The sequence below is a fragment of the [Acidovorax] ebreus TPSY genome, assembly GCF_000022305.1.
GTDB lineage: Bacteria > Pseudomonadota > Gammaproteobacteria > Burkholderiales > Burkholderiaceae_C > Diaphorobacter > Diaphorobacter nitroreducens.
In genome coordinates this window covers 2,538,311-2,558,741 of the sequence record NC_011992.1, presented here as the reverse complement: position 1 = coordinate 2,558,741, position 20,431 = coordinate 2,538,311, and the positions used below count along the sequence as shown (strand labels likewise).

Genomic DNA, 20,431 nt, shown 5'->3' with positions numbered 1-20,431 from the left:
CCTTTGATGCGGCCCGCGCGCCGCGCCGGGTCAGTTGGCGAACGCGGCGATGCCCGTCTGCGCGCGGCCCAGGATGAGCGCGTGCACGTCGTGCGTGCCCTCGTAGGTGTTGACCACCTCCAGGTTCACCAGGTGGCGTGCCACGCCGAACTCGTCGCTGATGCCGTTGCCGCCCATCATGTCGCGCGCCAGGCGGGCGATGTCCAGGGCCTTGCCGCAGTTGTTGCGCTTGATCAGCGAGGTGATCTCGACCACGTTCTGGTGCTCGTCCTTCATGCGGCCCACGCGCAGCGCGGCCTGCAGGCCCAGCGTGATCTCGGTCTGCATGTCGGCCAGCTTTTTCTGCACGAGCTGGTTAGCGGCCAGCGGGCGGCCGAACTGTTTGCGGTCCAGCGTGTACTGGCGGGCCGTGTGCCAGCAGAACTCGGCCGCGCCCATGGCGCCCCAGGCGATGCCGAAGCGTGCGCTGTTCAGGCAGGTGAACGGGCCCTTCAACCCGCGCACTTCGGGGAAGGCGTTCTCCTCGGGCACGAACACGTCGTCCATCACGATCTCACCGGTGATGGAGGCGCGCAGGCCCACCTTGCCGTGGATGGCGGGGGCGGACAGGCCCTTCATGCCCTTGTCCAGGATGAAGCCGCGGATCTGGCCCACGGTGCCGGATGCCTCCACTTCCTTGGCCCAGACGACGAACACGTCGGCCACGGGGCTGTTGGTGATCCACATCTTGTTGCCCTTGAGGCGGTAGCCGCCGTCGACCTTGTAGGCGCGCGTGGCCATGCTGCCGGGGTCGGAGCCGTGGTCGGGCTCGGTCAGGCCGAAGCAGCCGATGAACTCGCCGGAGGCCAGCTTGGGCAGGTACTTCTGCTTCTGCGCCTCGGAGCCGAACTCGTTGATCGGCACCATCACCAGCGACGACTGCACCGACGCCATGGAGCGATAGCCCGAGTCCACGCGCTCGATCTCGCGCGCCACCAAGCCGTAGCTCACGTAGTTCAGCCCGGCGCCGCCGTATTCGGTGGGGATGGTGGGGCCCAGCAGGCCCAGCTCGCCCATCTCGCGGAAGATGGTCACGTCGGTCTTCTCGTGGCGGAACATGTCCAGCACGCGGGGCGCCAGCTTGTCCTGGCAGTAGGCGCGCGCGGCGTCACGAACGGCGCGCTCGTCCTCGGTGAGCTGCTGGTCGAGTTGGAAGGGGTCGTCCCATTGGAAGGCGTTGCGGGTCATGGTGTCTCCAGTGCTGGAATGCGGGGTGGGTGGCGGGGACCCAAGCATGCACAAGGTGCATTGCTTGGTTAACGAAGGTGATCGTATGGCGTCTGAATAAGTGACGGCAAGCGAGTTATTCGCATCCAGATATTTGATTTAAGAATATCTGGCTAAGATGCTGCAATGCGACGACACCTGCCATCCACCCAGGCGCTGGCCTGCTTTGAAGCTGCTGCGCGCCACGAGAGCTATACCCGCGCCGCGCAGGAGCTGGCGCTGACGCAAAGCGCGGTGTCGCGCCAAATCCTGGCGCTGGAGGAGCAACTGGGCGTGCAACTCTTTCGCCGCACGCGCCACGGGGTGGTGCTCACCCCCGCGGGGCGGCATTACGGGCAGCAGGTGGCGCGCTGGCTGCAGGGGCTGGAGCGCGACACGCTCGACGTCATGGCCCACCAGGGGCATGGCGGCGCCATTTCGCTCGCGGCCGTGGCCACCTTTGCCACGCGCTGGCTGATTCCGCGCCTGCCTCTGCTGGCCGCGCGCCACCCCGAGATCGTGGTGCACATCGAGACGCAGACCCGGCCCTTCCTGTTCACCGATACGGCCTTCGACGCGGCGCTGTACGCGGGCACGCCCGAGCAGGTCGCCAACTGGCCCGGCGTGCAGGCGCAGCTGCTGATGCAGGAAGACGTGGTGCCCGTGTGCAGCCCGCGCCTGCTGGAGACGGCGGCGCAGCAATTGGGCATGCCGCGCGGCACGGGCCGTGCACACCAGGGCCTGCCGCCACCGGCGCTGGCGCGGCTGCCGCTACTGCAGCAAAGCACCCGGCCCTATGGCTGGCGACAGTGGTTCGATGCCATGGGAGTGTCGGATGCGCCGCGCGCGCTGGAAGGGCCGCGTTATGAGTTGTTCTCCATGACGGCTGCCGCGGCGGCCTACGGCCTGGGGATTGCGCTGATGCCGCCCATGCTGATCGAGGCCGAGATCGCGCGGGGCGAGCTGGTGGTGGCCTGCCCGCGTCCGTTGCGTGGCGAGCGGGGTTACTACCTCGTGAGCCCCGCGCAGCCCCAGCCGCCGGTGCTGGCCGCGTTCGCTGGCTGGCTGCAGGACATGGCGGTGGCCGGGCCGCTGGCGTAGCCGCTCTTCAGCATCTGTCGATCAGCGTCCACCCATCAACGCGACGCATACCGGCACCAGCACGGCAGTGGCCACACCGTTCAGGCCCATCGCCAGCGCGGCGAAGGCACCGGCCGTGGGATGCACCTGCAGTTCGCGCGCCGTGCCGATGGCATGGGCCGTGAGGCCGATGGCAAAGCCGCGCACGGCCGGGTCGTGCACGCGCAGCAGGCGCAGCAGCGGCCCCGCCAGCACCGCCCCCGCAATGCCCGTGATGGCCACGGCCACCGCTGCCAGCGATGGCGCGCCGCCGATGCGCTCCGCCACGGGCAGCGCGATCGGCATGGTGGCGGATTTGGGTGCGAGCGCCATCAGCGTCTCATACGATGCGCCCAGCGCCCAGGCCAGCAGCAGGGCGGAGACGATCGCCGCCGTGCAGCCCACGAGCAGCGCCACGCTGATCGGGCGCCAGAGCTGGCGAATGCGCTCGCGCTGCGCGAACAGCGGCACGGCCAACGCCACCGTGGCGGGGCCGATGAGAAAGCTCAGCAGTTGCGTGCCCTCGCGGTAGGTGGCGTAGGGCGTGCCCGTGAGCAGCAGCACCGCCACGACGAGCGCCGTCGCCGTCAGTGGTGGGATTAGTAGCGGGTGTGCGCCGCTGCGCCGATACAGCGCCAGCGTCAGCGTGTAGGCCGCGAGAGTCAGCGCCAGCCAGGGCAGGGGCGACGCCGTGAGCCATGCGGCCAGCCCGGGGAGAGACGCGCTCACTGGGCCTGCTCCTGCTCGCGCGGGCGTGCGTCGGCGCTGTCGCGCAGCAGCCAGCGCAGCGTCCAGGCCGTTACCACCAGCGTGATGGCCGCCCCCACAATGCCGGCCACGAGGAACGGCAGCCATTCGCGCGCGATGCGGTCAAAGTGCAGCATGACCCCGGCGATCGCCGGGATGAACAGCAGCATCATGTTCTGCAGCAGGCTGCCCGCGGTGCTCTCCAGCGCCTGCGGGACGCGCCCGTATGCCAGCAGCGCCGCCAGCAGCAGCAACATGCCTGCGAGAGCGCCGGGCAGGGGCAGACCCAGGAGCTGGACCAGAAGTTCTCCCAGCAACTGGAGGATGAAGAGGGCGGTCAGGGCGTAGAGCATTGAAGGCGGGCAGGGCGGCGCGCAGGCGCAAAAACCATGATCATCCCTGATACCCACCGCCCCGCGCTGGCGCTGGGGTGATGCCGCCTCTTTGCGGGAGGTCGGGGGCTCCGCCGGTTGCGCGCAACGGCCATCCGCAATACCCTGGTGTGCAGCGGTCGTCCGGCGAAGCACCCTCCGGTGCAACGCAACGGTCGCCGCACCATTGCACCAGGAGGACTTGCCATGGCTACCGCCCAGCCCCTGTACCACGCACCCACGTTTGAACCTACCGTGGATGAGATCGCCACGCTGAAGCAGCTCGAAATGGGCCAGGCCCTCAGCGTGCCCGACGCGCTCAAGCACCATCTGTCCGGGCGCCTGCTGGATTGGGCCTATATCGGCAAGACGCCCGGGGGCGAGTTCCACATCACCGACCTGGGCCGCCAGCTCATCAAGCGCCAAAACAACTGAGCCGGGTCACCGCTGCGGGGCGGATTCGCCTCCGTCCTACACGGCGTCCCGTGCGGGCGAAGGTACCTTACGGCGACCGCGGCAAACACCCGACGGGTGCGCATCGCAGCTTCGCTGCCATGCCCAGGCGGCGCGGGCCGGGCTTCTCGGCTCCCATTGCGGGAGCCCTGGCGCCAGGTCTGGGTCGAACGCTGTGGCCGCATGCATGGCAAGGGTGGCGTCCTCTTATCGCCGCCCGGCGGCATGTGGCTAACACCCGTAAGCTTTGCCCTTTGGCAGCGTCCCGTGCTGGCCAGTCCTCACGGGGCCCCGCGTACTCGATTGCCGAGGCGCGGGCGGCAGGCACATCGTCCTGCCGCTGCCTCTGGCGCGGTATGCCACCGACCCGGAGATGGCTGACATGATTCACCGCACCGCTCTCGCTCATCGCCAACCGGCCGATCCCCCCGTGGAGCCGGATGTGCCCGCACCACCCCCGGAGCCCGCTGACACGCCTCCGCGCCTGGGCTGAATGGCGGTACGTACGGGCAGTACGCGCACTTGCGCGGGTGGCTGTCTTACAAGGCAGGCCCCCCCAGGCGCTTATGGTGGACCGCAACTACCGGAGCGTGACATGCCACCCAAACCCGCCTCAGGCGAAGTACCCCATTCTTCAGGCCGCAACCGCGTGGCCACCTCCAGGACTGTGACACTGCTGCTCATCGCCGTGGCGGTGATGCTGCTGTTCCTGTGGGCGCCGTGGTAGCGCCGGGAAAGACCGATGGTTTTTTTGCGCTGTTGAACGGGACGTTCGAACGGGGCATTCGTCTGACAGTGGCGGTGCACCTGCGTTCCTAACGTGGTGCTTCGTGTAACACAGGAGCTTCACCATGAACCGCACCCCCAACCGTCCGGGCGCTGCACCATCCCCGGGCACCACCCCGCCGAGCCAGCGCGACGACAAGCGCGCCATTCGCATCGCCCTTGTCACCGCCCTGATCGCGCTGGTAGCCGTTGTCGTATTCAACTTGCGCGCTTCAAAGGATCGCCTGAGCGCGCCTGGCGAAGGGGCTCCCGCAGCCACCCAAGGGTCCGCCGGAATGGCAGGTCCGTCGGTGGATGCCCCCCAGCCCTCAGCGCCCCAGCGCGGCGACACGCCTACCACCCCGGGTCGCGAAGGCATGGGCGCACCTGCCGGGGGCGCGCCCGCGGCGCAGTAAACGATGCGGGCACGCGCATTGCCGCACGACTGACCGGCTACGAACGTGGGTCAAAGAAAGGCGCACGCCACTGAGCGCGTTTTCGATCCCACGTAGGCTTCTTTTCCCGCTGCTCGCTGGTACATGCAGTCAATGGGGCGGGTGCGCAGGATCCTGGCGCTTGTGCGTGACCCAGATGAGAGCGTGCGTATCCACCCCCAGCGCCTGGGCGCGAGCCACGATGGCATCGCGCTGCGCAGCGTCCAGTTGTTTGTCGCGCGCCAGAATCCAGCAGTAGCTGGTATCAGGCCCCAACACCAGCGCCCAGCGGTAGTCAGGGTCAAGCGCCGCGACGTGGTAGCCGCCGTAGAACGGGCCGAAGAAGGACACCTTGAGCGATCCGGTGGTGGGAGCACCCGTGAACAGCGCCTTGCCAACGGCTTCGCGCCATTGGCCCGATGCGGCGGCAAAGCCGCGGTTGACCACGCGCACGCTGCCGTCCGCCTGGGGGGTGTAGGTGGCGGACACATCCGTCATGCCGCGCTCGAATGAGTGGTCGAGCCGGGCCAGCTCATACCAGCGCCCCTGATAGCGCTGTAGATCGAATGGCGTGACCGCTTCTACGCCCGGCGGGGGGCTGGTGTTTGCACAGCCGGCCATTACGGCGACGCCCGCCATCCACAGCGCCCATAGGCCTGCGCGGCAGGACTGGATGACTGCGCGCCGCACAGAAAATAGAAAAGCCGAGAGCAGGTACATGTGATGTCCTTGACCAAGTGGTGGATCAGTGTGTGTGGCGCCATTGCGCCACCAAGGGTTGAAGCCCCGTCAGGTGCTGGACGGGAGTGATCCCTTCCAGGGGCTTTTGGTACAGAGCGGTGCACGAGCCGCCGACCCACAACGCGGTGGTGGGAGACAACTGGGCCCGCAACTCACGCAGGCTGGCGTGAACGACTGTCCCGTTATGCACATTGCTGAAACTCAAAGCCACCACATCCGCCCGATGGGCCACGGCGGCTTGGGCCACGTCGCCCACGGGTGTTTGCGTACCCAACGAAACACAGGTACAGCCCTCCAGTGCCAGCAGTGCTTCAACCATGAGCAACCCTAGGCTATGCAATTCCTGGGGTAGCGTGGTGAGCAGGACCTTGGGACCTTGCGGTATGGGCAGCGGCGCTAGGGAAGCAATGGCGTTGCGCAGAACCCCGGTGATGACCTCGGTGAAGAGGTGTTCCTCGAAGACCTCGAAGCGCCCTTGCACCCAGGCCTCGCCCACGGCCGTGGTCAGGGGAGCCACCAGGTCGGTGACGAACGGAGCGAGCCCCATGCGCAGCTGCGCGTGACTCAGGGCATACCGCAGGGCTTGCGGATCGTGCGCTCCGATGGCGTTAAGAAGGGGAGCCAGGGTCGCAGGTGAGGAGAACGCCTGAAGATTTGTCTTGGACAAAACTGAACTGGGGGATAAAGGTCTCTGGTTCAGCAAGGACAGCAGTTCTGCACTGTCCAAGCCCACCACCTTGCCGGGCCTGGCCCCTGTGTCGAGCAGGCGGCGAATCAGCTTCAGCCGTTGCACCTGCTCGCTCGGATACAGGCGGTCCCCCGCCCCGTCGCGCAAGGGTTGCGGGAAGCCATAGCGTTTTTCCCATACGCGCAAGGTGTCCTTGGCTACGCCGGTTTCGCGCTCCACGGCCGCGATGGGCAAACCTGCGCTCTCGGGATGGTCTGGCGTGCTCATGCGCCAACCTTTATGCGGCGTACAGGCCTCAGGAGGGTATTGAAAGTCATGGACAAACTGTGGGGATTGGTGAAATTGTCTAGGACAAAATTTGTTTTGTCCACTACATTACGCCCATTGTCTGCGCACAGCGCTACCTCTGGTATTTCGCCGAGGGTTGGAGTGATCATGAAAATCGCCATCATTGGTTCGGGAATTTCAGGTTTGGTCGCAGCCCACCGCCTGCGGGCGCAGGCCCGTGTCACGGTCTTCGAGGCGGGGCATTACTTCGGCGGCCACACCCACACGGTGGACGTGTGCCTGCCGGACGCGGCGGGGGAATTGGTAACGCATGGCGTCGACACCGGCTTTCTGGTCTTCAACGAACGGACCTATCCCGGGCTGATTGCCTTGTTTGACGAGCTGCGGGTACCCACCGCGCGCTCGGACATGTCGTTCTCGGTGCAGGTGCCTGGCGCCGGCGCACTCGGCACGGGGACGCTGGAGTGGAGCGGTGCCAACCTGGCAACCGTGTTTGCCCAGCGCCGCAACCTGCTGCGTCCGCGTTTCTGGGGCATGCTGCGCGAGCTGCTGCGTTTCAATCAGCTGTGCACCACCCTGGCGGAGTCGGGCGAAGAGGCCGCGCTGGCCCAGCCCCTGAGCGAGTTTCTGGCGCGGCATGGCTTTGGCACAGCGTTCCGCGACTGGTATTTCCTGCCCATGCTGGGCTGCATCTGGAGTTGCCCCACCGACCAGATGCTGCGCTTTCCCGTGGCCACCATGATCCGTTTCTGCCACAACCACGGGCTGATTCAGGTGAGCAACCGCCCGCAGTGGTTCACGGTGGCGGGTGGCGCACGCCAGTACGTGCACCAACTGCTGCGGGGGCTTGATGCGCGACTGGCCACGCCCGTGGAGCGCATCGTGCGCGATGCCGCTGGCGTGCAGGTGCATGCAGGGGGGCAAAGCGAGCGCTTCGACGCCGTGGTGCTGGCGGTGCACAGCGACCAGGCCCTGCGCCTGCTGGCGCAGCCGACAGAGCAGGAAACCCAGGTGCTGGGTGCCATCCACTACCAGCCCAATCGTGCGGTGCTGCATACCGACGCGCATGTGATGCCGCGGCGGCGCAGCGCCTGGGCCGCCTGGAATTACGAGCGCGCGGCCAGCAAGGAACGTGAATCGGCGCGCGTGTGCCTGCATTACTGGCTCAATCGCTTGCAGCCTTTGCCTTTTGCCGACCCCGTGCTGGTCTCTCTCAATCCGACGCGTTCGATTGCGGCGGAGAAGGTGCTGGCCGAATTCGACTACGACCACCCCGTATTCGATCTGGCCGCCATTGCCGCCCAGGACCAGGTGCCGCAATTGCAGGGCGTGCAGCGCACGTGGTACTGCGGTGCTTGGACGGGGTATGGCTTTCATGAAGACGGCCTGCAGTCGGGCTACCGCGCCGCCGATCTGCTGCTGGAGCAGTTGCGCCAGCGGGAGGCCGCATGAACCCTCCAGTCACCGCGGTCACCGGCAACCGGCCGCACATCGGCTTCGGTCATGTGTGGCACACCCGGCTGCGCCCGCGCCGCCACCGCTTCATCGTCCCGACCTTCTTCCTGCTGCTGCCCATGCGCACGCTGCGCGCGCAGCCGCAGGCCGCGGGCGTGTTGGCGCTGAACCGACCGGGTGCTCTGGCGTTTCGCGATGCCGACCACGGCGATGGCCGCAGCCCGCAAGCCGGGGGGGCATTGGCCTGGCTGGAAGAGCTGCTACGCGGCGAAGGCATTACCGATGCGCAGGGTGAGATCTGGCTGCACTGCTATCCGCGCATCCTGGGCTACAGCTTCAAGCCGGTGAGTTTCTGGTACTGCCACCGCCGCGATGGCAGCCTGCGCGCCATCGTGGCCGAAGTGAACAACACCTTTGGCGAGCGCCATGCCTACCTGCTCGACACACCAAGGTACGGCGAGGAATTACGCGCGCGCAAGGTTTTCCATGTGTCGCCGTTTTGCCCGGTGGAAGGCGGCTACCGCTTTGAATTCAAGCGCAGTGGCACACAGGGGCTTGAGTCCACGCGCGTGCGCATCGACTTTGACGATGCCCAGGGCCCGCTGGTGCTCACTGGCGTGGCAGGGCGCCTGCAACCCTTGGACGCCAGCAGCCGCCGCCGGGCGCTGTGGCACTACCCGTTTCTGACATGGGGCGTCATTGCGCGCATCCACTGGCATGCACTGCTGCTGTGGATCAAGCGTGCGCCCTTGCATTCCAAACCCACGCCGCCTGCACGGCCCGTGACCCGATCTTCCTCGCCGAGCACCTGACCATGAACACCACCACTGTCTCGCCGTCCGCGCTCCCCTTGCCTGACATGCCTGCCGCGGCACGCCATGGACTGCGACTGTTGCAGCGCCTGCAGCGTGGCACGCTCCATCTGGAGCTACCCGACGGCAACGTCGTGCAATTGGGTAGCGGCCAACACCCGCATGCCAGCATGCGCCTGCACAACTGGAAGGTGTTTGGAGCCGTCCTGCGCTCGGGTGATATTGGCCTGGCGGAGAGCTACATCGCCCAGGATTGGAGTACGTCCCACCTGGCCGACTTGTTGCGGCTGCTGATGGACAACCGCGATGCGCTGGAGTCTCTGGTCTATGGCGGCTGGTGGGGGCGGCTTGCGTACCGTCTGCGTCACCTGCTCAATCGCAACACCCGTGCCGGGAGCCGGCGCAACATCCACGCGCACTACGACCTGGGCAACGCCTTCTACACGCTGTGGCTGGACCCGAGCATGAACTACTCCAGTGCATGGTTCGAGGGCAACCTGGGGGGAGACCTGACCCAGGCGCAGCACGCCAAAGTACGCCGCGCCCTGCACAGCGCGGGCGTGCAGCCCGGCCACCGGGTGCTGGAAATCGGTTGTGGCTGGGGTGCCCTGGCAGAGATGGCCGCTGGCGAGTTCCGGGCGCAGGTGACAGGGGTGACGCTGTCCACGGAGCAACTGGCCTGGGGCCAGGCACGCATGCAGGCCGCGGGCCTGGCCGCCCAGGTGGATTTACGGCTGCAGGACTACCGTGATATCCAGGATGGCCCGTTCGATGCCATCTGTTCCATCGAAATGGTCGAGGCCGTGGGGCAGGCTTATTGGCCTAGTTACTTTGGTGCCATGGCGCGCCTGCTCAAGTCGGGCGGGCGCGCCTGCGTGCAGAGCATCGTGATCGACGACGCGCTGTTCGACCGCTATGTGCGGGGTACCGATTTCATCCAGCAGTACATCTTCCCAGGGGGGTGTCTTCCCAGTCCATCGCGTTTTCGCGCCGCCGCACAGGGCGCGGGGCTGCGGGTGGTGGAGGAGTTTGCCTTCGGCCGCGACTACGCGGAAACCCTGCGCCGCTGGCACCAACGCTTCGTCCAGCAGCGAGCCCAGGTACAGGCCCGGGGATTTGATGCGTCTTTCCAGCGCACCTGGGAGTTCTATCTAGCGTACTGCGAGGCCGCATTCGACGCACGCAGCATCGATGTCGTGCAGTACACGCTGGTGAAGGACTGAAGCGCCCCTCACGGGCAACGATCCCCGCTTTTCATGACCCCGTACGGCCCCCTTTTTTTCAACAAGAAAATCATCATGTTCTTATCTCGAATGACGGTCGCCGCCCGCTTGTACGCCGGGTTCGGATTGATCCTGGTCCTTTTGGTGGTGCTGACGGGTATCGCCCTGGTGAAGGTGAACCGCATTGACCAGGCGCTGCGAACCAACAACGACATCCACGTGCAGGTGCAGCGCTACGCCATCAACTTCCGTGGTTCGGCCCATGACCGCTCCATCGCCGTGCGCGACGTGGTGCTGAGTCCGTCCCCCGCCGAGCGCGACCGGGAGATCGCCACCATCGCTGCGCTGGCGGACTTTTACGCCCAGTCGGCTGCGCCGCTGGAAAAGCTCATCACCCGCAAAGGCGCGGCCCCTGAACTGGGGCAGCTGTATGCCGATATTCGCAGCGCTGAATCCAAGGCCGTGGCCACCACTCAGGCCATCATTGCCCAGGTGCAGGCGGGCGACGCCGCTGCGGCACAAACCCTGTGGACGCAGGCCAAGCCGCAATACGTGCAGTGGCTTGCAACCATCAACAAGCTCATCGACTTCAAGGAAGCGCGCATCCAGGCGACCAACCAGGGCGCCATGGACGAGGCGGGCAGCTTCCTCGGCGTGATGTTCTCGGCGCTGCTGCTGGCGTTGGTGCTCAGCGTGGCGGTGGCCTGGAGCGTGGCGCGCAGCATCGTGCGTCAGCTCGGGGCCGAACCCGCAGCGCTGGCCGACGTGGCCAGCCTCGTGGCGCAGGGCAACCTGCGGCCGGTGACGGGCGCTGCCCAGGCGCAGCCGGGGAGTGTGCTGGCATCGCTGGGGGCGATGCAGGCCAGTCTGGCGAGCGTGGTAGGCCAGGTACGCCAGGCGTCGAACGCCGTCACCGTGGGTTCCGAAGAGATTGCCGGCGGCAACGCCGGGCTGCTGCAGCGCACCGAAGAGCAGGCCGCGAACCTGCAGCAGGCCGCCGCGTCCATGGAGCAGATGACCGCTTCGGTGAGGAACAACGCCGACTCGGCCCGCCAGGCCACCCAGGTCGCGGCCTCCGCCAGCCAGGCGGCCCACAAGGGCGGTGCGGTGGTGGCCCAAGTGGTCAGCACCATGGAGGAAATCACGGCCAGCAGCCACAAGATGGCCGACATCATCGGCGTGATCGATTCGATTGCGTTCCAGACCAACATTCTGGCGCTCAACGCCGCCGTGGAGGCTGCGCGCGCCGGTGAGCAGGGCCGCGGCTTTGCCGTGGTGGCCGGCGAAGTGCGGGCGCTGGCGCAGCGCAGCGCCGACGCTGCCAAGGAGATCAAAGGACTGATCGACGGCAGTGTGGCCAAGGTGGAGGAGGGCGCGCGCCTGGTGGGCGATGCAGGAGCCACCATGACCGACATCGTGGAACAGGCCCAGCGCGTGGCGGGCCTGATTGCGGAAATCAGCACCGCCACTGCCGAGCAGACCGACGGTATCGCCCAGGTGGGCAATGCCGTGACCCATCTCGACCAGGCCACTCAGCAAAACGCGGCCATGGTGGAGCAAAGCGCCGCGGCTGCACAAACCCTGAAGCAGCAGGCTGCGCAACTGGCAGAGGCCGTCAGTGTGTTCCGCTTGGCGCAGGACGCAGGCGGTGGTGCACCGGTGTCGGTGGTGCGCCGCACTTCCCCCATGGTGACTGCTGCACCCTCTGCCTTGCGGCTCCGGGGCGATGTTGCAGCTTCTGTTGCATATTAAAACGATAGCGGCTAGCGCTTGACCCATATGCCCTGGAGCCGAATTTCATCCTTGAAGCGCTGGGCTTTTGCAGGCGGTGCGGCCTTGGCGTTGGCGGTGGCTTCGGCCGGTCCCACGACCGGACAGGACGGTGGCGCTGCCCCGGCCTGGGTGCGGCAATCCCTCGTGGGGGCCACCCTGGCGGGGGAAGGGCAGATGCGGTTTTTGGGCTTGCGCATCTACGACGCACGGCTGTGGGTCACGCCTGGTTTTGACGCCAGCCGCTTTGGTGCGCACCCGCTGGCGCTGGAGTTGACCTACCACCGTGGCTTCACCGGTGCGGCCATTGCCCGGCGCTCGGTAGAGGAAATGCAGCGCCAGGCCAGCGTGCCTTCTGAACAGGCCGAGCGCTGGCAGCAGCGCCTGGCGGCCGTGATTCCCGACGTGCAGCCAGGCGAGCGGCTCACCGGCCTGTACCAGCCGGGCCAAGGCATGCGTCTGTGGCGTGGCAGCCAGGAGTTGGCCGCGATTGACGATGCGGAGCTGGCGCGCCTGTTCTTTGGCATCTGGTTGTCACCGCAGACCTCGGAGCCGGGTCTGCGCAGTGCCTTGCTGGCCCGCATCCCCGGCGGAGCGGCCCCATGACTCCCCGGGCTGCGCCCGTGCGTGCGGTTCCGCTGCCCCATTGGTGGTCCGGGCCGGCCTATGGCCTGCTCGGTCTGCCGCTGGCCTTTGTGGCCTTGCCGCTGTATGTGGTGTTACCGCATTACTACGCCACGGAATTGGCTTTGCCGTTGGCCAGTGTGGGTGCTTTGCTGATGCTGGTGCGTCTGCTGGATGCGGCCGCCGAGCCCCTGCTGGGGCGCTTGAGCGACCGCCTGTACCAAGGCCCGCTGCGTGCGGTCTTGTGGGTAGCGGGGGGCTCGGCCTTGGTGCAGGTCCTGGGGTTGTCGGGGCTGTTCTTTCCCGCGGTGCAAGGACCGCAGGCGTTGGCGGCGTGGATGGTGGCGGGGTTGTTGGTGACCTGCCTGGCGCACAGCCAGTTGGTGATTGCGCACCAGGCCTGGGGCGTGCGTCTGGGCGGTGACGCGCTGCAGCGCAGCCGTGTGGTGGCCTGGCGCGAAGGTCCGGGGCTGATCGGCGTGGTCACGGCCAGTGCGTTGTCGGTGGCCTGGGGCGCCGGGCCCATGCTGGCGGTGTTCGCGCTGAGCTTGCTGGCCGGGTGGCTGGCCCTGTGGCACGCCCCACGCCCTGCAGCACCTGCGCAGCGGGATTTGTCTGCCGCTTTTGCCTGGGCCACGGTCTGGCAACCCTTGCGCCAGCCAGCCTTTCGCCGCTTGCTGGCGGTGTTTTTGTGCAACGGCATTGCCAGCGCAGTTCCGGCGGCGTTGATGCTGTTTTTTGCCCAGGACCGGCTGCAGGCCACACAGGCGCAGATTGCCTTGTTTCTGGTGCTGTACTTTGTCAGCGGGGCGCTGTCCATGCCAGGGTGGTTGCGCGCGGTGCGCCGCTGGGCGCTGGAGCGCGCCTGGCTGGGCGGCATGCTGCTGGCGGTGGCCTGTTTTGGCTGGACGACGCTTCTGGGCAGCGGGCAGATTGCGGCCTTTGCGTGGATCTGTGCGTTGTCCGGTATCGCCTTGGGGGCGGATCTGGCCTTGCCCGGGGCTTTGCTGGCGCGCTTGGTGGAACGCCAGGGGGCTCAGGGGCGCAGCGAAGGGGCGTACCTGGGGTGGTGGAACCTGGCCACCAAACTGAATCTGGCCCTGGCCGCAGGCGCGGCGCTGCCGTTGCTGCAGTGGCTCGGCTACAGCCCCGGCATCCAGGACGCCCACGCGCTACAGCGCCTCGCTTGGGCTTACGCGCTGCTGCCTTGCGCCCTCAAGCTTCTGGCAGCAGGTTTGCTGTACCGCCTGCTGATCCACCCCTCCCCGCCGTTGCATGACCAAGGAGTTTCCCCATGAACACCCGCCGCCACGCCTTGCTGGCCTTGCTCGCGGGCACTGCCGTGTTGACCGGCTGTGCCAGCCCCCAGGTGACCGACTATGCCCAGGAGCGTCCACAGCTGGAGCTGGACCGCTACTTCAACGGCCGCATCCTGGCCCACGGTATTTTTCAGCAGCGAGGCGGCGAGGTGGTGCGCCGCTTCACCGTGGTGATGGATTGCCACTGGGAGGGCAATCAAGGCGTGCTGGACGAGGCCTTCACCTATTCGGACGGCAGCACCCAGCGCCGCATCTGGCGCCTGACCAAGCATGCCGATGGGCGCTACACCGGGACCGCTGACGATGTGGTGGGTGAGGCCCAGGGCCAGACCGCGGGCAATGCCTTCCGCTGGAACTACACGCTGCGCCTGCCGGTGGACGGCAAGGAGTATGAAGTGCAGTTTGACGACTGGATGTTCCTGGTCGATGACCGAGTCATGCTCAATCGGGCCACGATGCGCAAGTTCGGCGTCACCCTGGGCGAGGTACTGCTGTCGTTCACCAAGACATAAGGAGCCGCACTGTGTCTTTGAACCCTGCCATCACTGACTGGCGCGGCAAGCGCGTGTGGCTGGTGGGCGCCTCCAGCGGTATTGGCCGGGCCGTCGCAGCGCAATTGCACGCCCAGGGCGCGCAGGTGATCGTGTCGGCACGCCAGCAGGCGCTGCTGGCGTCGTTTGCGCACGAACACCCTGGCAGCCAAGCAGTGGTGCTGGATGTGACCGACGCCCAGGCGGTCCTGGACGTTGCCGCGCGCCTGCAGACCGAGTCACCACTGGACCTGGTGTGCTACTGCGCCGGCCACTACACCCCCATGCGAGCCGACGCGCTGGCGCTGCCCGAGCTGCTGCGCCACCAGCAGGTCAACCTGACGGGCGCGCTGCATGTGCTCGCCGCCGTGGTGCCAGGCCTGTTGGCTTCGGCCCAGGCCGGCCGTGCGCCCCACCTGAGCCTGGTCGCCAGCGTAGCCGGCTGGCGCGGTCTGCCGCAGAGCCTGGCCTACGGACCGACCAAGGCGGCCCTCATCAACCTGGCCGAGACGCTGTTCCTTGATCTGCGCCCGCAGGGCGTGGGCGTGAGCGTGGTGAACCCCGGCTTTGTCGATACGCCCCTGACGCGCCAGAACGACTTCACCATGCCCGCGCTGCTCACGCCGGAGCAGGCGGCCCAGGCCATGTTGCGCGGCTGGGGAAGGGGCGCGTTTGAACTGCATTTTCCACGCCGCTTCACGCTGTGGCTCAAGCTGCTGCGCGTGCTGCCGTACCGCTGGTACTTTCCGCTGGTCCACCGTATGACCGGGCTGTGACGTATGCACCCACCTATAGACACCCACGCTTGCGCCGCCCGTCTGGCCCAGCTCTACGAACAGCTGACTCCCGCACAGCTGTCCCTCCTGGGGGACTACTACGCGCCTGATGCGCGGTTCAAGGACCCCTTCAACGACGTGCGCGGAGTGCCCGCCATCCGTGCCATCTTTGCCCACATGTTCGAGAACCTGGAGCAGCCGCGCTTTATCGTCACCCAGCGGCTGGTGCAGGACGACCGGGCCTTTTTGCAGTGGGAGTTTCACTTCCGCATGAAGCGCTGGCGGGCACAGGTGCCTCAGTGCATCCACGGCGCGACCCTGGTGCATTTTGATGCCCAAGGCCGCGTGACGCGGCACCGCGATTACTGGGACCCGGCGGAAGAGCTGTATGAAAAACTGCCTGTTTTGGGGGCTCTGATGCGCTGGCTGCGCAAGGCTGGCGCGGCACCCCTGCCGCATCCTCATCGCTGTTCACCCCCTAGCGACCGTTAAGGTGGAGAAGGGGAGAGGTTCATGCCGATGAACGTCCATGAAGCCACGATGCTCCCCACCACAAAGACGAACACCCCGACGACTTTCGTCATCGGGGTGTTCGAGGCCAAGAAGGAGATGGGGCGACCATCTCGTCAACGGCATAAGACGCGGCGGAGGGCTCTGCGGGAGGTGGTCAGCGTCCAAAACACGGACTCACCCGGATGGTCCGGAGCACTCTAAGGCAATTGCCGCGGCAAGGCCCTATCAGTAGCGGCCACCGCGGTAGCCACCACGGTCTGCGCCGCCGCCAAAACTTGGGCGAGCTTCCATGGGACGCGCGACGTTGACCGTCAGTGCACGTCCATCGACAGAACGGCCGTTCAGACCGTTAATGGCATCCTGTGCCTCGGAATCGCTGCCCATTTCTACAAAGCCGAAGCCCTTGGATCGGCCTGTATCGCGCTCCATCATCACCTTGGCGGAGGTGACGGAACCAAATTGGGAAAACTGCTGGTGCAGCGATTCATCACGCACGGAATAGGCCAAGTTGCCCACGTACAGTCGGTTGTTCATGTCAGTGTCTTTCTTTCGGGAAATGAAGGGACGGCTTGTAAGCGCATCCCAGAGGAAATGAGTGGGGGAACCAAAATCAATGGCGCCGGCGCGCTGGAGGGGTGGTGCGCGTGCGGTTCTCGATATGCCGAAATGTCACTCGCCCCTTGTTGAGGTCGTACGGAGACATCTCCAGGGTCACCAGGTCACCGGCCAGAATGCGGATGCGGAACTTACGCATCTTGCCCCCGGTATACGCGATGAGCTGATGCCCGTTGTCAAGCGTGACGCGGTAACGGGCGTCAGGCAGAACTTCATCGACCTTGCCCTGCATTTCAATCAACTCTTCTTTGGCCACGGGTACCTCCGTCAATAGCAGGATCAGCCCAGTTGGTTGTGTAGCACCATGCGGCGCCCTTGCGCTAAGGCGTACTGGACTGCTTGTGCATCGCAGGGGAAGCTTGGGAGAAAGCGGAAGATGCGGTCGTACATTCCCCGGCGTATGGAAACCGAAGCAGTAACACCGACATTGGTGGTTTTGGTCAGCGGCGTGACAACGTAGTTGCCCACGCGCTCGGCGTTTTGTTTTTCAAGCATTGCAAACAGACAGGATGTAATCGCGAAGGCGACCATCCAGGAGAGAAAAGAGGGGAAAAGACCTGCCGCGCGTCGGCGCAGGAAAGGCGGGGCAGACCCTGAAAGAGGTTGAAGGTCTGCGATGAGCTTGCTGCTTTGGAGAGTGACGGCCGACACTTTGCAAGAAGTGCGGCGCAAGGCGCATCAGCCAGGATGCTGTCAGGCAGGCGCTATCGAAGCAAGCAGTGGGTAGCGCGTTAGTGGATTATTACTCACCGAAATGAAAAAAGCAAACTTAATTCTTGTGGATGTACCCGATACCGACCAGCAGGCGCCTTAGGGCCCCGGATTGCCGCACAGTCCCCCCGCACCTTTGCGCCCGACGCTATCGAGGGTTTCGGAGGAAAAAGAAAAGGCCGCACGTTCTGGGAACTGTGCGGCCTTGTATGTGGTGCCCGGGGCCGGAATCGAACCGGCACGCCTTGCGGCGGGGGATTTTGAGTCCCCTGCGTCTACCAATTTCACCACCCGGGCAGGCGCGAAAGCGAAGTCGCAAATTATGGCACAGTAACGCGGTATGAAGACCTACCCCACCATTGAAGACGCGATCGGACACACGCCGCTGGTCGCACTGCAGCGCATCGGTGCACAGGACAACGCGGCACGCGGCAATGTCATTCTGGGCAAGCTGGAAGGCAATAACCCGGCGGGTTCGGTGAAGGATAGGCCGGCACTGTCGATGATCCGCCGGGCCGAAGAGCGCGGGGAGATCAAACCCGGCGATACGCTGATCGAGGCGACGTCGGGCAACACCGGTATCGCCCTGGCGATGGCTGCGGCCATCAAGGGCTACCGCATGGTGCTGATCATGCCGGAGGATCTGTCCGTGGAGCGCGCGCAGACCATGAAGGCCTTCGGCGCGGAGCTGGTTCTCACGCCCAAGAGCGGGGGGATGGAATACGCGCGGGATCTGGCCGATCAGATGGTGGCGCAGGGCAAGGGCGTGGTGCTGGACCAGTTTGCCAACCCGGACAACCCCCGCATCCACTACGAGACCACCGGCCCCGAACTGTGGGAGCAGACCGAGGGGCGCATTACCCATTTCGTGAGCGCCATGGGCACCACGGGTACCATCACGGGCGTCGCGCGCTTCCTGCGCGAGAAGAACCCCGCGGCGCGCATCGTGGGTGCGCAGCCGCAGGAAGGCTCGCGTATCCCGGGCATTCGCAAGTGGCCCGAGGAATACCTGCCCAAGATCTACGAGCCCCAGTTGGTGGACGAATTGGTGCTGGTGAGCCAGGACGATGCCGAGGACATGGCACGGCGCCTGGCGCGCGAAGAGGGCATCTTTGCCGGCATCTCCGCAGCCGGCGCCTGCTGGGTGGCGCAGCAGATCGCGCAGCGCGAGGAAAACGCCACCATCGTTTTCGTGGTGTGCGACCGAGGCGACCGCTACCTCTCCACCGGCGTCTTCCCGGCGTGAACGTGAAGATCACAGTGAGCATCAATAAGGCCGCTGGCGCCCGGTAGTCAAGCGCGAGCAGCTATTAATTACGGAGCGCTGTGACTGCCATGGCGCATGCTGGAGGAGCATCGCTATGTCGTACGAAACCCGCTATTGCACCCACTGCGCCACGGCGCTGGCGCCCATCGTGGTCATTGAGGACAGCGGCGAGAAGGAACGCCTGCGCTGCCCCGCCTGCGGCTGGACGCACTGGAACAACCCGACGCCCGTGCTGGCGGCCATCGTGGAGGTGGACGGCCGCGTGCTGCTGGCGCGCAATGCGCTCTGGCCACCCAAGATGTTCGCGCTGATCACTGGTTTCATGGAGGCCGGCGAGACGCCCGAGGACGGCATTGCCCGCGAAGTCAAGGAAGAAACCAACTTGGACGCGCGCAGTGTGCAGCTGGTGGGCGTGTATGAGTTCATGCGCATGAACCAGGTCATCATCGCCTACCATGTGCGGGCCGAAGGCGAGGTGCGCCTGTCGCCGGAGCTGCTGGAGCACCGCTTTTATGAGCTGGACCAGCTCAAGTGCTGGCCCGCGGGCACAGGCTATGCGCTGGCCGACTGGCTGCGCTCGCGTGGCCACGAGCCGGTGTTCTTCACCGCCGAGGAAAATGCAGAGCGCCGCCGCGGACTGGACGCGCCGAAGGACTGAGAAAAATGGACATCCACAAGGAAATCGACACCCGGGGCCTGAACTGCCCCCTGCCCATCCTCAAGGCCAAGAAGGCCTTGGCCGACATGGCCAGCGGCCAGCTGCTCAAGGTGGTGGCGACCGACAGCGGCTCGCTGCGCGACTTCCAGGCGTTTGCCCGGCAGACCGGCAACGAACTGGTCGAACAACAGACCGTGGGCGAAGAATTCATCCACGTGCTGCGCCGTCGCTGAGTGATTAATGGCTAAATAGCCGTCCAGCGCTTGTTGGGTAAGCGCTGGTAGCTATCAAAACAGGAATCCCATGCCCGGGCGGCGGGCAGGGGCACCGCCCCGGCGGTGCGTTACAGCGCCAGGGATTGGAGGTATTCGCGGAACTGTGGGCCCACCTGGGGGTGCTGCAGTGCCAGTTCGACCGTGGCTTCCAAAAAGCCTTCCTTGCTGCCGCAGTCGTACCGTTTGCCGGCGTACTGGTAGGCATACACCGTCTCGTGCTGCATCAGGCGCGCGATCGCATCGGTGAGTTGGATCTCGCCTCCCACGCCCTGCGGCTGGTTGCGGATCTCTTCGAAGATGCGCGGCGTGAGCACATAGCGGCCGGCCACGCCCATGCGTGACGGTGCCTTTTCGGGCGCGGGCTTTTCCACGATCTCGTCGACGCGGATCAGCGCGCCGCCAGCGCTCTCGCCCTTGACGATGCCGTAGCGCTTGGTGTGCTCCAGCGGGACTTCCTGCACGGCCAGCAGCGAGCGCCCCTGCTTGGCGAAAGCGGCCGTCATCTGCGCCATCACGCCGGGGCCGCCGGGCTCGCCGGTCATCAGGTCGTCGGCCAGGATGACGGCAAAGGGCTCGTTGCCCACCAGGGGCTCGGCGCACAGCACGGCATGGCCCAGGCCCAGCGAGCGTGGCTGGCGCACAAACAGGCAGTTCATGTCGTCGGGCGCGATGCTGCGCACCAGCGCGAGCATCTCGCGCTTGCCGGCGTTCTCCAGCTCGTTCTCCAGTTCGTACGCGGTATCGAAATGGTCTTCGATCGCGCGCTTGCTGCGGCCGGTGACGAACACCATGTCGCGGATGCCGGCCTCGTAGGCCTCCTCGACCGCGTACTGGATCAGGGGCTTGTCCACCACCGGCAGCATCTCCTTGGGCGATGCCTTGGTGGCGGGCAGGAAGCGGGTGCCGAGCCCTGCGACGGGAAAGACGGCCTTGCGGACACGGGTGGGTGCGTTCAAGTCGGGTGCCTCACGAAAAAGGGTGCCGGGTAAAAACAAAGGCGCCTGCAGCGCCCTTGTCCGGTGATCGGGCTGA

At 66.0% G+C, this 20,431-nt stretch carries 25 protein-coding genes and 1 tRNA gene; 16 read left to right on the top strand and 10 right to left on the bottom strand.

All coding sequences use genetic code 11. From position 1 onward, the window contains the following. Positions 1-30 precede the first annotated feature (30 nt). Complete coding sequence (locus DTPSY_RS12065) at positions 31-1,227, bottom strand: acyl-CoA dehydrogenase (protein WP_015913800.1); 1,197 nt, start codon at positions 1,225-1,227, stop codon at positions 31-33. Between the two features lie 165 nt (positions 1,228-1,392). Between DTPSY_RS12065 and DTPSY_RS12060 the strand changes: the two genes are divergently transcribed. Further along, positions 1,393-2,346, top strand: coding sequence for a LysR substrate-binding domain-containing protein (locus DTPSY_RS12060; protein ID WP_015913799.1), 954 nt, complete (start codon positions 1,393-1,395; stop codon positions 2,344-2,346). 21 nt (positions 2,347-2,367) lie between these two features. Here DTPSY_RS12060 and DTPSY_RS12055 read toward each other — a convergent pair whose 3' ends face one another. Both DTPSY_RS12055 and DTPSY_RS12050 read right to left on the bottom strand, forming a co-directional pair. Continuing rightward, entirely contained in the window at positions 2,368-3,093 is a 726-nt protein-coding gene (locus DTPSY_RS12055; RefSeq protein ID WP_015913798.1) for an LrgB family protein, read from the bottom strand. Beyond that, positions 3,090-3,464 (bottom strand): CidA/LrgA family protein, encoded by a 375-nt coding sequence (locus DTPSY_RS12050; protein WP_015913797.1) that lies wholly within the window; start codon positions 3,462-3,464, stop codon positions 3,090-3,092. The genes DTPSY_RS12055 and DTPSY_RS12050 overlap by 4 nt, the downstream gene beginning before the upstream one ends. Before the next feature lie 225 nt (positions 3,465-3,689). Between DTPSY_RS12050 and DTPSY_RS12045 the strand changes: the two genes are divergently transcribed. From DTPSY_RS12045 to DTPSY_RS18185, 3 genes are all read left to right on the top strand, one after another. After that, the gene (locus tag DTPSY_RS12045) at positions 3,690-3,917 is read left to right on the top strand and encodes a hypothetical protein (protein WP_015913796.1); all 228 of its coding nucleotides are present in this window, start codon (positions 3,690-3,692) and stop codon (positions 3,915-3,917) included. Between the two features lie 613 nt (positions 3,918-4,530). After that, entirely contained in the window at positions 4,531-4,662 is a 132-nt protein-coding gene (locus DTPSY_RS18745; RefSeq protein WP_015913795.1) for a hypothetical protein, read from the top strand. 124 nt (positions 4,663-4,786) lie between these two features. Then, positions 4,787-5,116 carry a hypothetical protein gene (locus DTPSY_RS18185; protein WP_015913794.1) on the top strand — a complete coding sequence of 110 codons (330 nt, stop codon included), beginning with the start codon at positions 4,787-4,789 and terminating at the stop codon, positions 5,114-5,116. Positions 5,117-5,245: 129 nt separating this feature from the next. Here DTPSY_RS18185 and DTPSY_RS12040 read toward each other — a convergent pair whose 3' ends face one another. Together DTPSY_RS12040 and DTPSY_RS12035 are read right to left on the bottom strand one after the other, a co-directional pair. Beyond that, positions 5,246-5,854: a lipocalin family protein gene (locus DTPSY_RS12040; RefSeq protein ID WP_015913793.1), complete on the bottom strand. Its 609-nt coding sequence runs from the start codon at positions 5,852-5,854 to the stop codon at positions 5,246-5,248. Between the two features lie 25 nt (positions 5,855-5,879). Next, complete coding sequence (locus DTPSY_RS12035; RefSeq protein ID WP_015913792.1) at positions 5,880-6,830, bottom strand: MerR family transcriptional regulator; 951 nt, start codon at positions 6,828-6,830, stop codon at positions 5,880-5,882. A 168-nt stretch (positions 6,831-6,998) separates the two neighbouring features. Here DTPSY_RS12035 and DTPSY_RS12030 point away from each other — a divergent pair, with 168 nt between their 5' ends. The 9 genes from DTPSY_RS12030 (at position 6,999) to DTPSY_RS11990 (ending at position 15,852) form a co-directional block, all read left to right on the top strand. Further along, positions 6,999-8,303, top strand: a complete 1,305-nt coding sequence (locus tag DTPSY_RS12030; RefSeq protein WP_015913791.1) for an NAD(P)/FAD-dependent oxidoreductase — start codon at positions 6,999-7,001, stop codon at positions 8,301-8,303. Next, complete coding sequence (locus tag DTPSY_RS12025; RefSeq protein WP_015913790.1) at positions 8,300-9,118, top strand: DUF1365 domain-containing protein; 819 nt, start codon at positions 8,300-8,302, stop codon at positions 9,116-9,118. The genes DTPSY_RS12030 and DTPSY_RS12025 overlap by 4 nt, the downstream gene beginning before the upstream one ends. Before the next feature lie 2 nt (positions 9,119-9,120). Beyond that, complete coding sequence (locus DTPSY_RS12020) at positions 9,121-10,341, top strand: SAM-dependent methyltransferase (RefSeq protein WP_015913789.1); 1,221 nt, start codon at positions 9,121-9,123, stop codon at positions 10,339-10,341. Positions 10,342-10,416: 75 nt separating this feature from the next. Beyond that, positions 10,417-12,093: a methyl-accepting chemotaxis protein gene (locus tag DTPSY_RS12015; protein ID WP_041839048.1), complete on the top strand. Its 1,677-nt coding sequence runs from the start codon at positions 10,417-10,419 to the stop codon at positions 12,091-12,093. Between the two features lie 27 nt (positions 12,094-12,120). After that, the gene (locus tag DTPSY_RS12010) at positions 12,121-12,717 is read left to right on the top strand and encodes a chalcone isomerase family protein (protein WP_015913787.1); all 597 of its coding nucleotides are present in this window, start codon (positions 12,121-12,123) and stop codon (positions 12,715-12,717) included. Then, positions 12,714-14,033, top strand: coding sequence for an MFS transporter (locus DTPSY_RS12005; RefSeq protein WP_015913786.1), 1,320 nt, complete (start codon positions 12,714-12,716; stop codon positions 14,031-14,033). Before DTPSY_RS12010 ends, DTPSY_RS12005 begins: the two co-directional genes overlap by 4 nt. Then, positions 14,030-14,566 carry a DUF3833 domain-containing protein gene (locus DTPSY_RS12000; protein ID WP_015913785.1) on the top strand — a complete coding sequence of 179 codons (537 nt, stop codon included), beginning with the start codon at positions 14,030-14,032 and terminating at the stop codon, positions 14,564-14,566. The genes DTPSY_RS12005 and DTPSY_RS12000 overlap by 4 nt, the downstream gene beginning before the upstream one ends. Before the next feature lie 11 nt (positions 14,567-14,577). After that, positions 14,578-15,360 (top strand): SDR family NAD(P)-dependent oxidoreductase, encoded by a 783-nt coding sequence (locus tag DTPSY_RS11995; RefSeq protein ID WP_015913784.1) that lies wholly within the window; start codon positions 14,578-14,580, stop codon positions 15,358-15,360. Between the two features lie 3 nt (positions 15,361-15,363). Then, positions 15,364-15,852, top strand: a complete 489-nt coding sequence (locus DTPSY_RS11990) for a nuclear transport factor 2 family protein (RefSeq protein ID WP_015913783.1) — start codon at positions 15,364-15,366, stop codon at positions 15,850-15,852. Positions 15,853-16,098: 246 nt separating this feature from the next. Here DTPSY_RS11990 and rbp read toward each other — a convergent pair whose 3' ends face one another. From rbp to DTPSY_RS11970, 4 genes are all read right to left on the bottom strand, one after another. Beyond that, a complete protein-coding gene (gene rbp, locus DTPSY_RS11985; protein WP_011806105.1) occupies positions 16,099-16,407 on the bottom strand; it encodes an RNA-binding regulator in 309 nt (102 codons plus the stop codon). Positions 16,408-16,483: 76 nt separating this feature from the next. Next, positions 16,484-16,744 (bottom strand): translation initiation factor IF-1, encoded by a 261-nt coding sequence (gene infA / locus DTPSY_RS11980; protein ID WP_011806104.1) that lies wholly within the window; start codon positions 16,742-16,744, stop codon positions 16,484-16,486. A 23-nt stretch (positions 16,745-16,767) separates the two neighbouring features. After that, positions 16,768-16,983 carry a hypothetical protein gene (locus DTPSY_RS11975; protein WP_041839047.1) on the bottom strand — a complete coding sequence of 72 codons (216 nt, stop codon included), beginning with the start codon at positions 16,981-16,983 and terminating at the stop codon, positions 16,768-16,770. Between the two features lie 428 nt (positions 16,984-17,411). Further along, a tRNA-Leu gene (locus tag DTPSY_RS11970) sits at positions 17,412-17,496 on the bottom strand. Between the two features lie 43 nt (positions 17,497-17,539). On the opposite strand from DTPSY_RS11970, the gene cysM reads away from it, so the two are divergent. From cysM to DTPSY_RS11955, 3 genes are all read left to right on the top strand, one after another. Beyond that, the gene (cysM, locus tag DTPSY_RS11965) at positions 17,540-18,445 is read left to right on the top strand and encodes a cysteine synthase CysM (RefSeq protein ID WP_015913781.1); all 906 of its coding nucleotides are present in this window, start codon (positions 17,540-17,542) and stop codon (positions 18,443-18,445) included. A gap of 115 nt (positions 18,446-18,560) precedes the next feature. Continuing rightward, entirely contained in the window at positions 18,561-19,124 is a 564-nt protein-coding gene (locus tag DTPSY_RS11960; protein WP_015913780.1) for an NUDIX hydrolase, read from the top strand. 5 nt (positions 19,125-19,129) lie between these two features. Beyond that, entirely contained in the window at positions 19,130-19,357 is a 228-nt protein-coding gene (locus DTPSY_RS11955; RefSeq protein WP_011806050.1) for a sulfurtransferase TusA family protein, read from the top strand. Between the two features lie 110 nt (positions 19,358-19,467). On the opposite strand, the gene galU is transcribed toward DTPSY_RS11955, so the two are convergent. After that, positions 19,468-20,355 carry a UTP--glucose-1-phosphate uridylyltransferase GalU gene (gene galU, locus DTPSY_RS11950; RefSeq protein WP_011806049.1) on the bottom strand — a complete coding sequence of 296 codons (888 nt, stop codon included), beginning with the start codon at positions 20,353-20,355 and terminating at the stop codon, positions 19,468-19,470. Between the last annotated feature and the right edge of the window lie 76 nt (positions 20,356-20,431).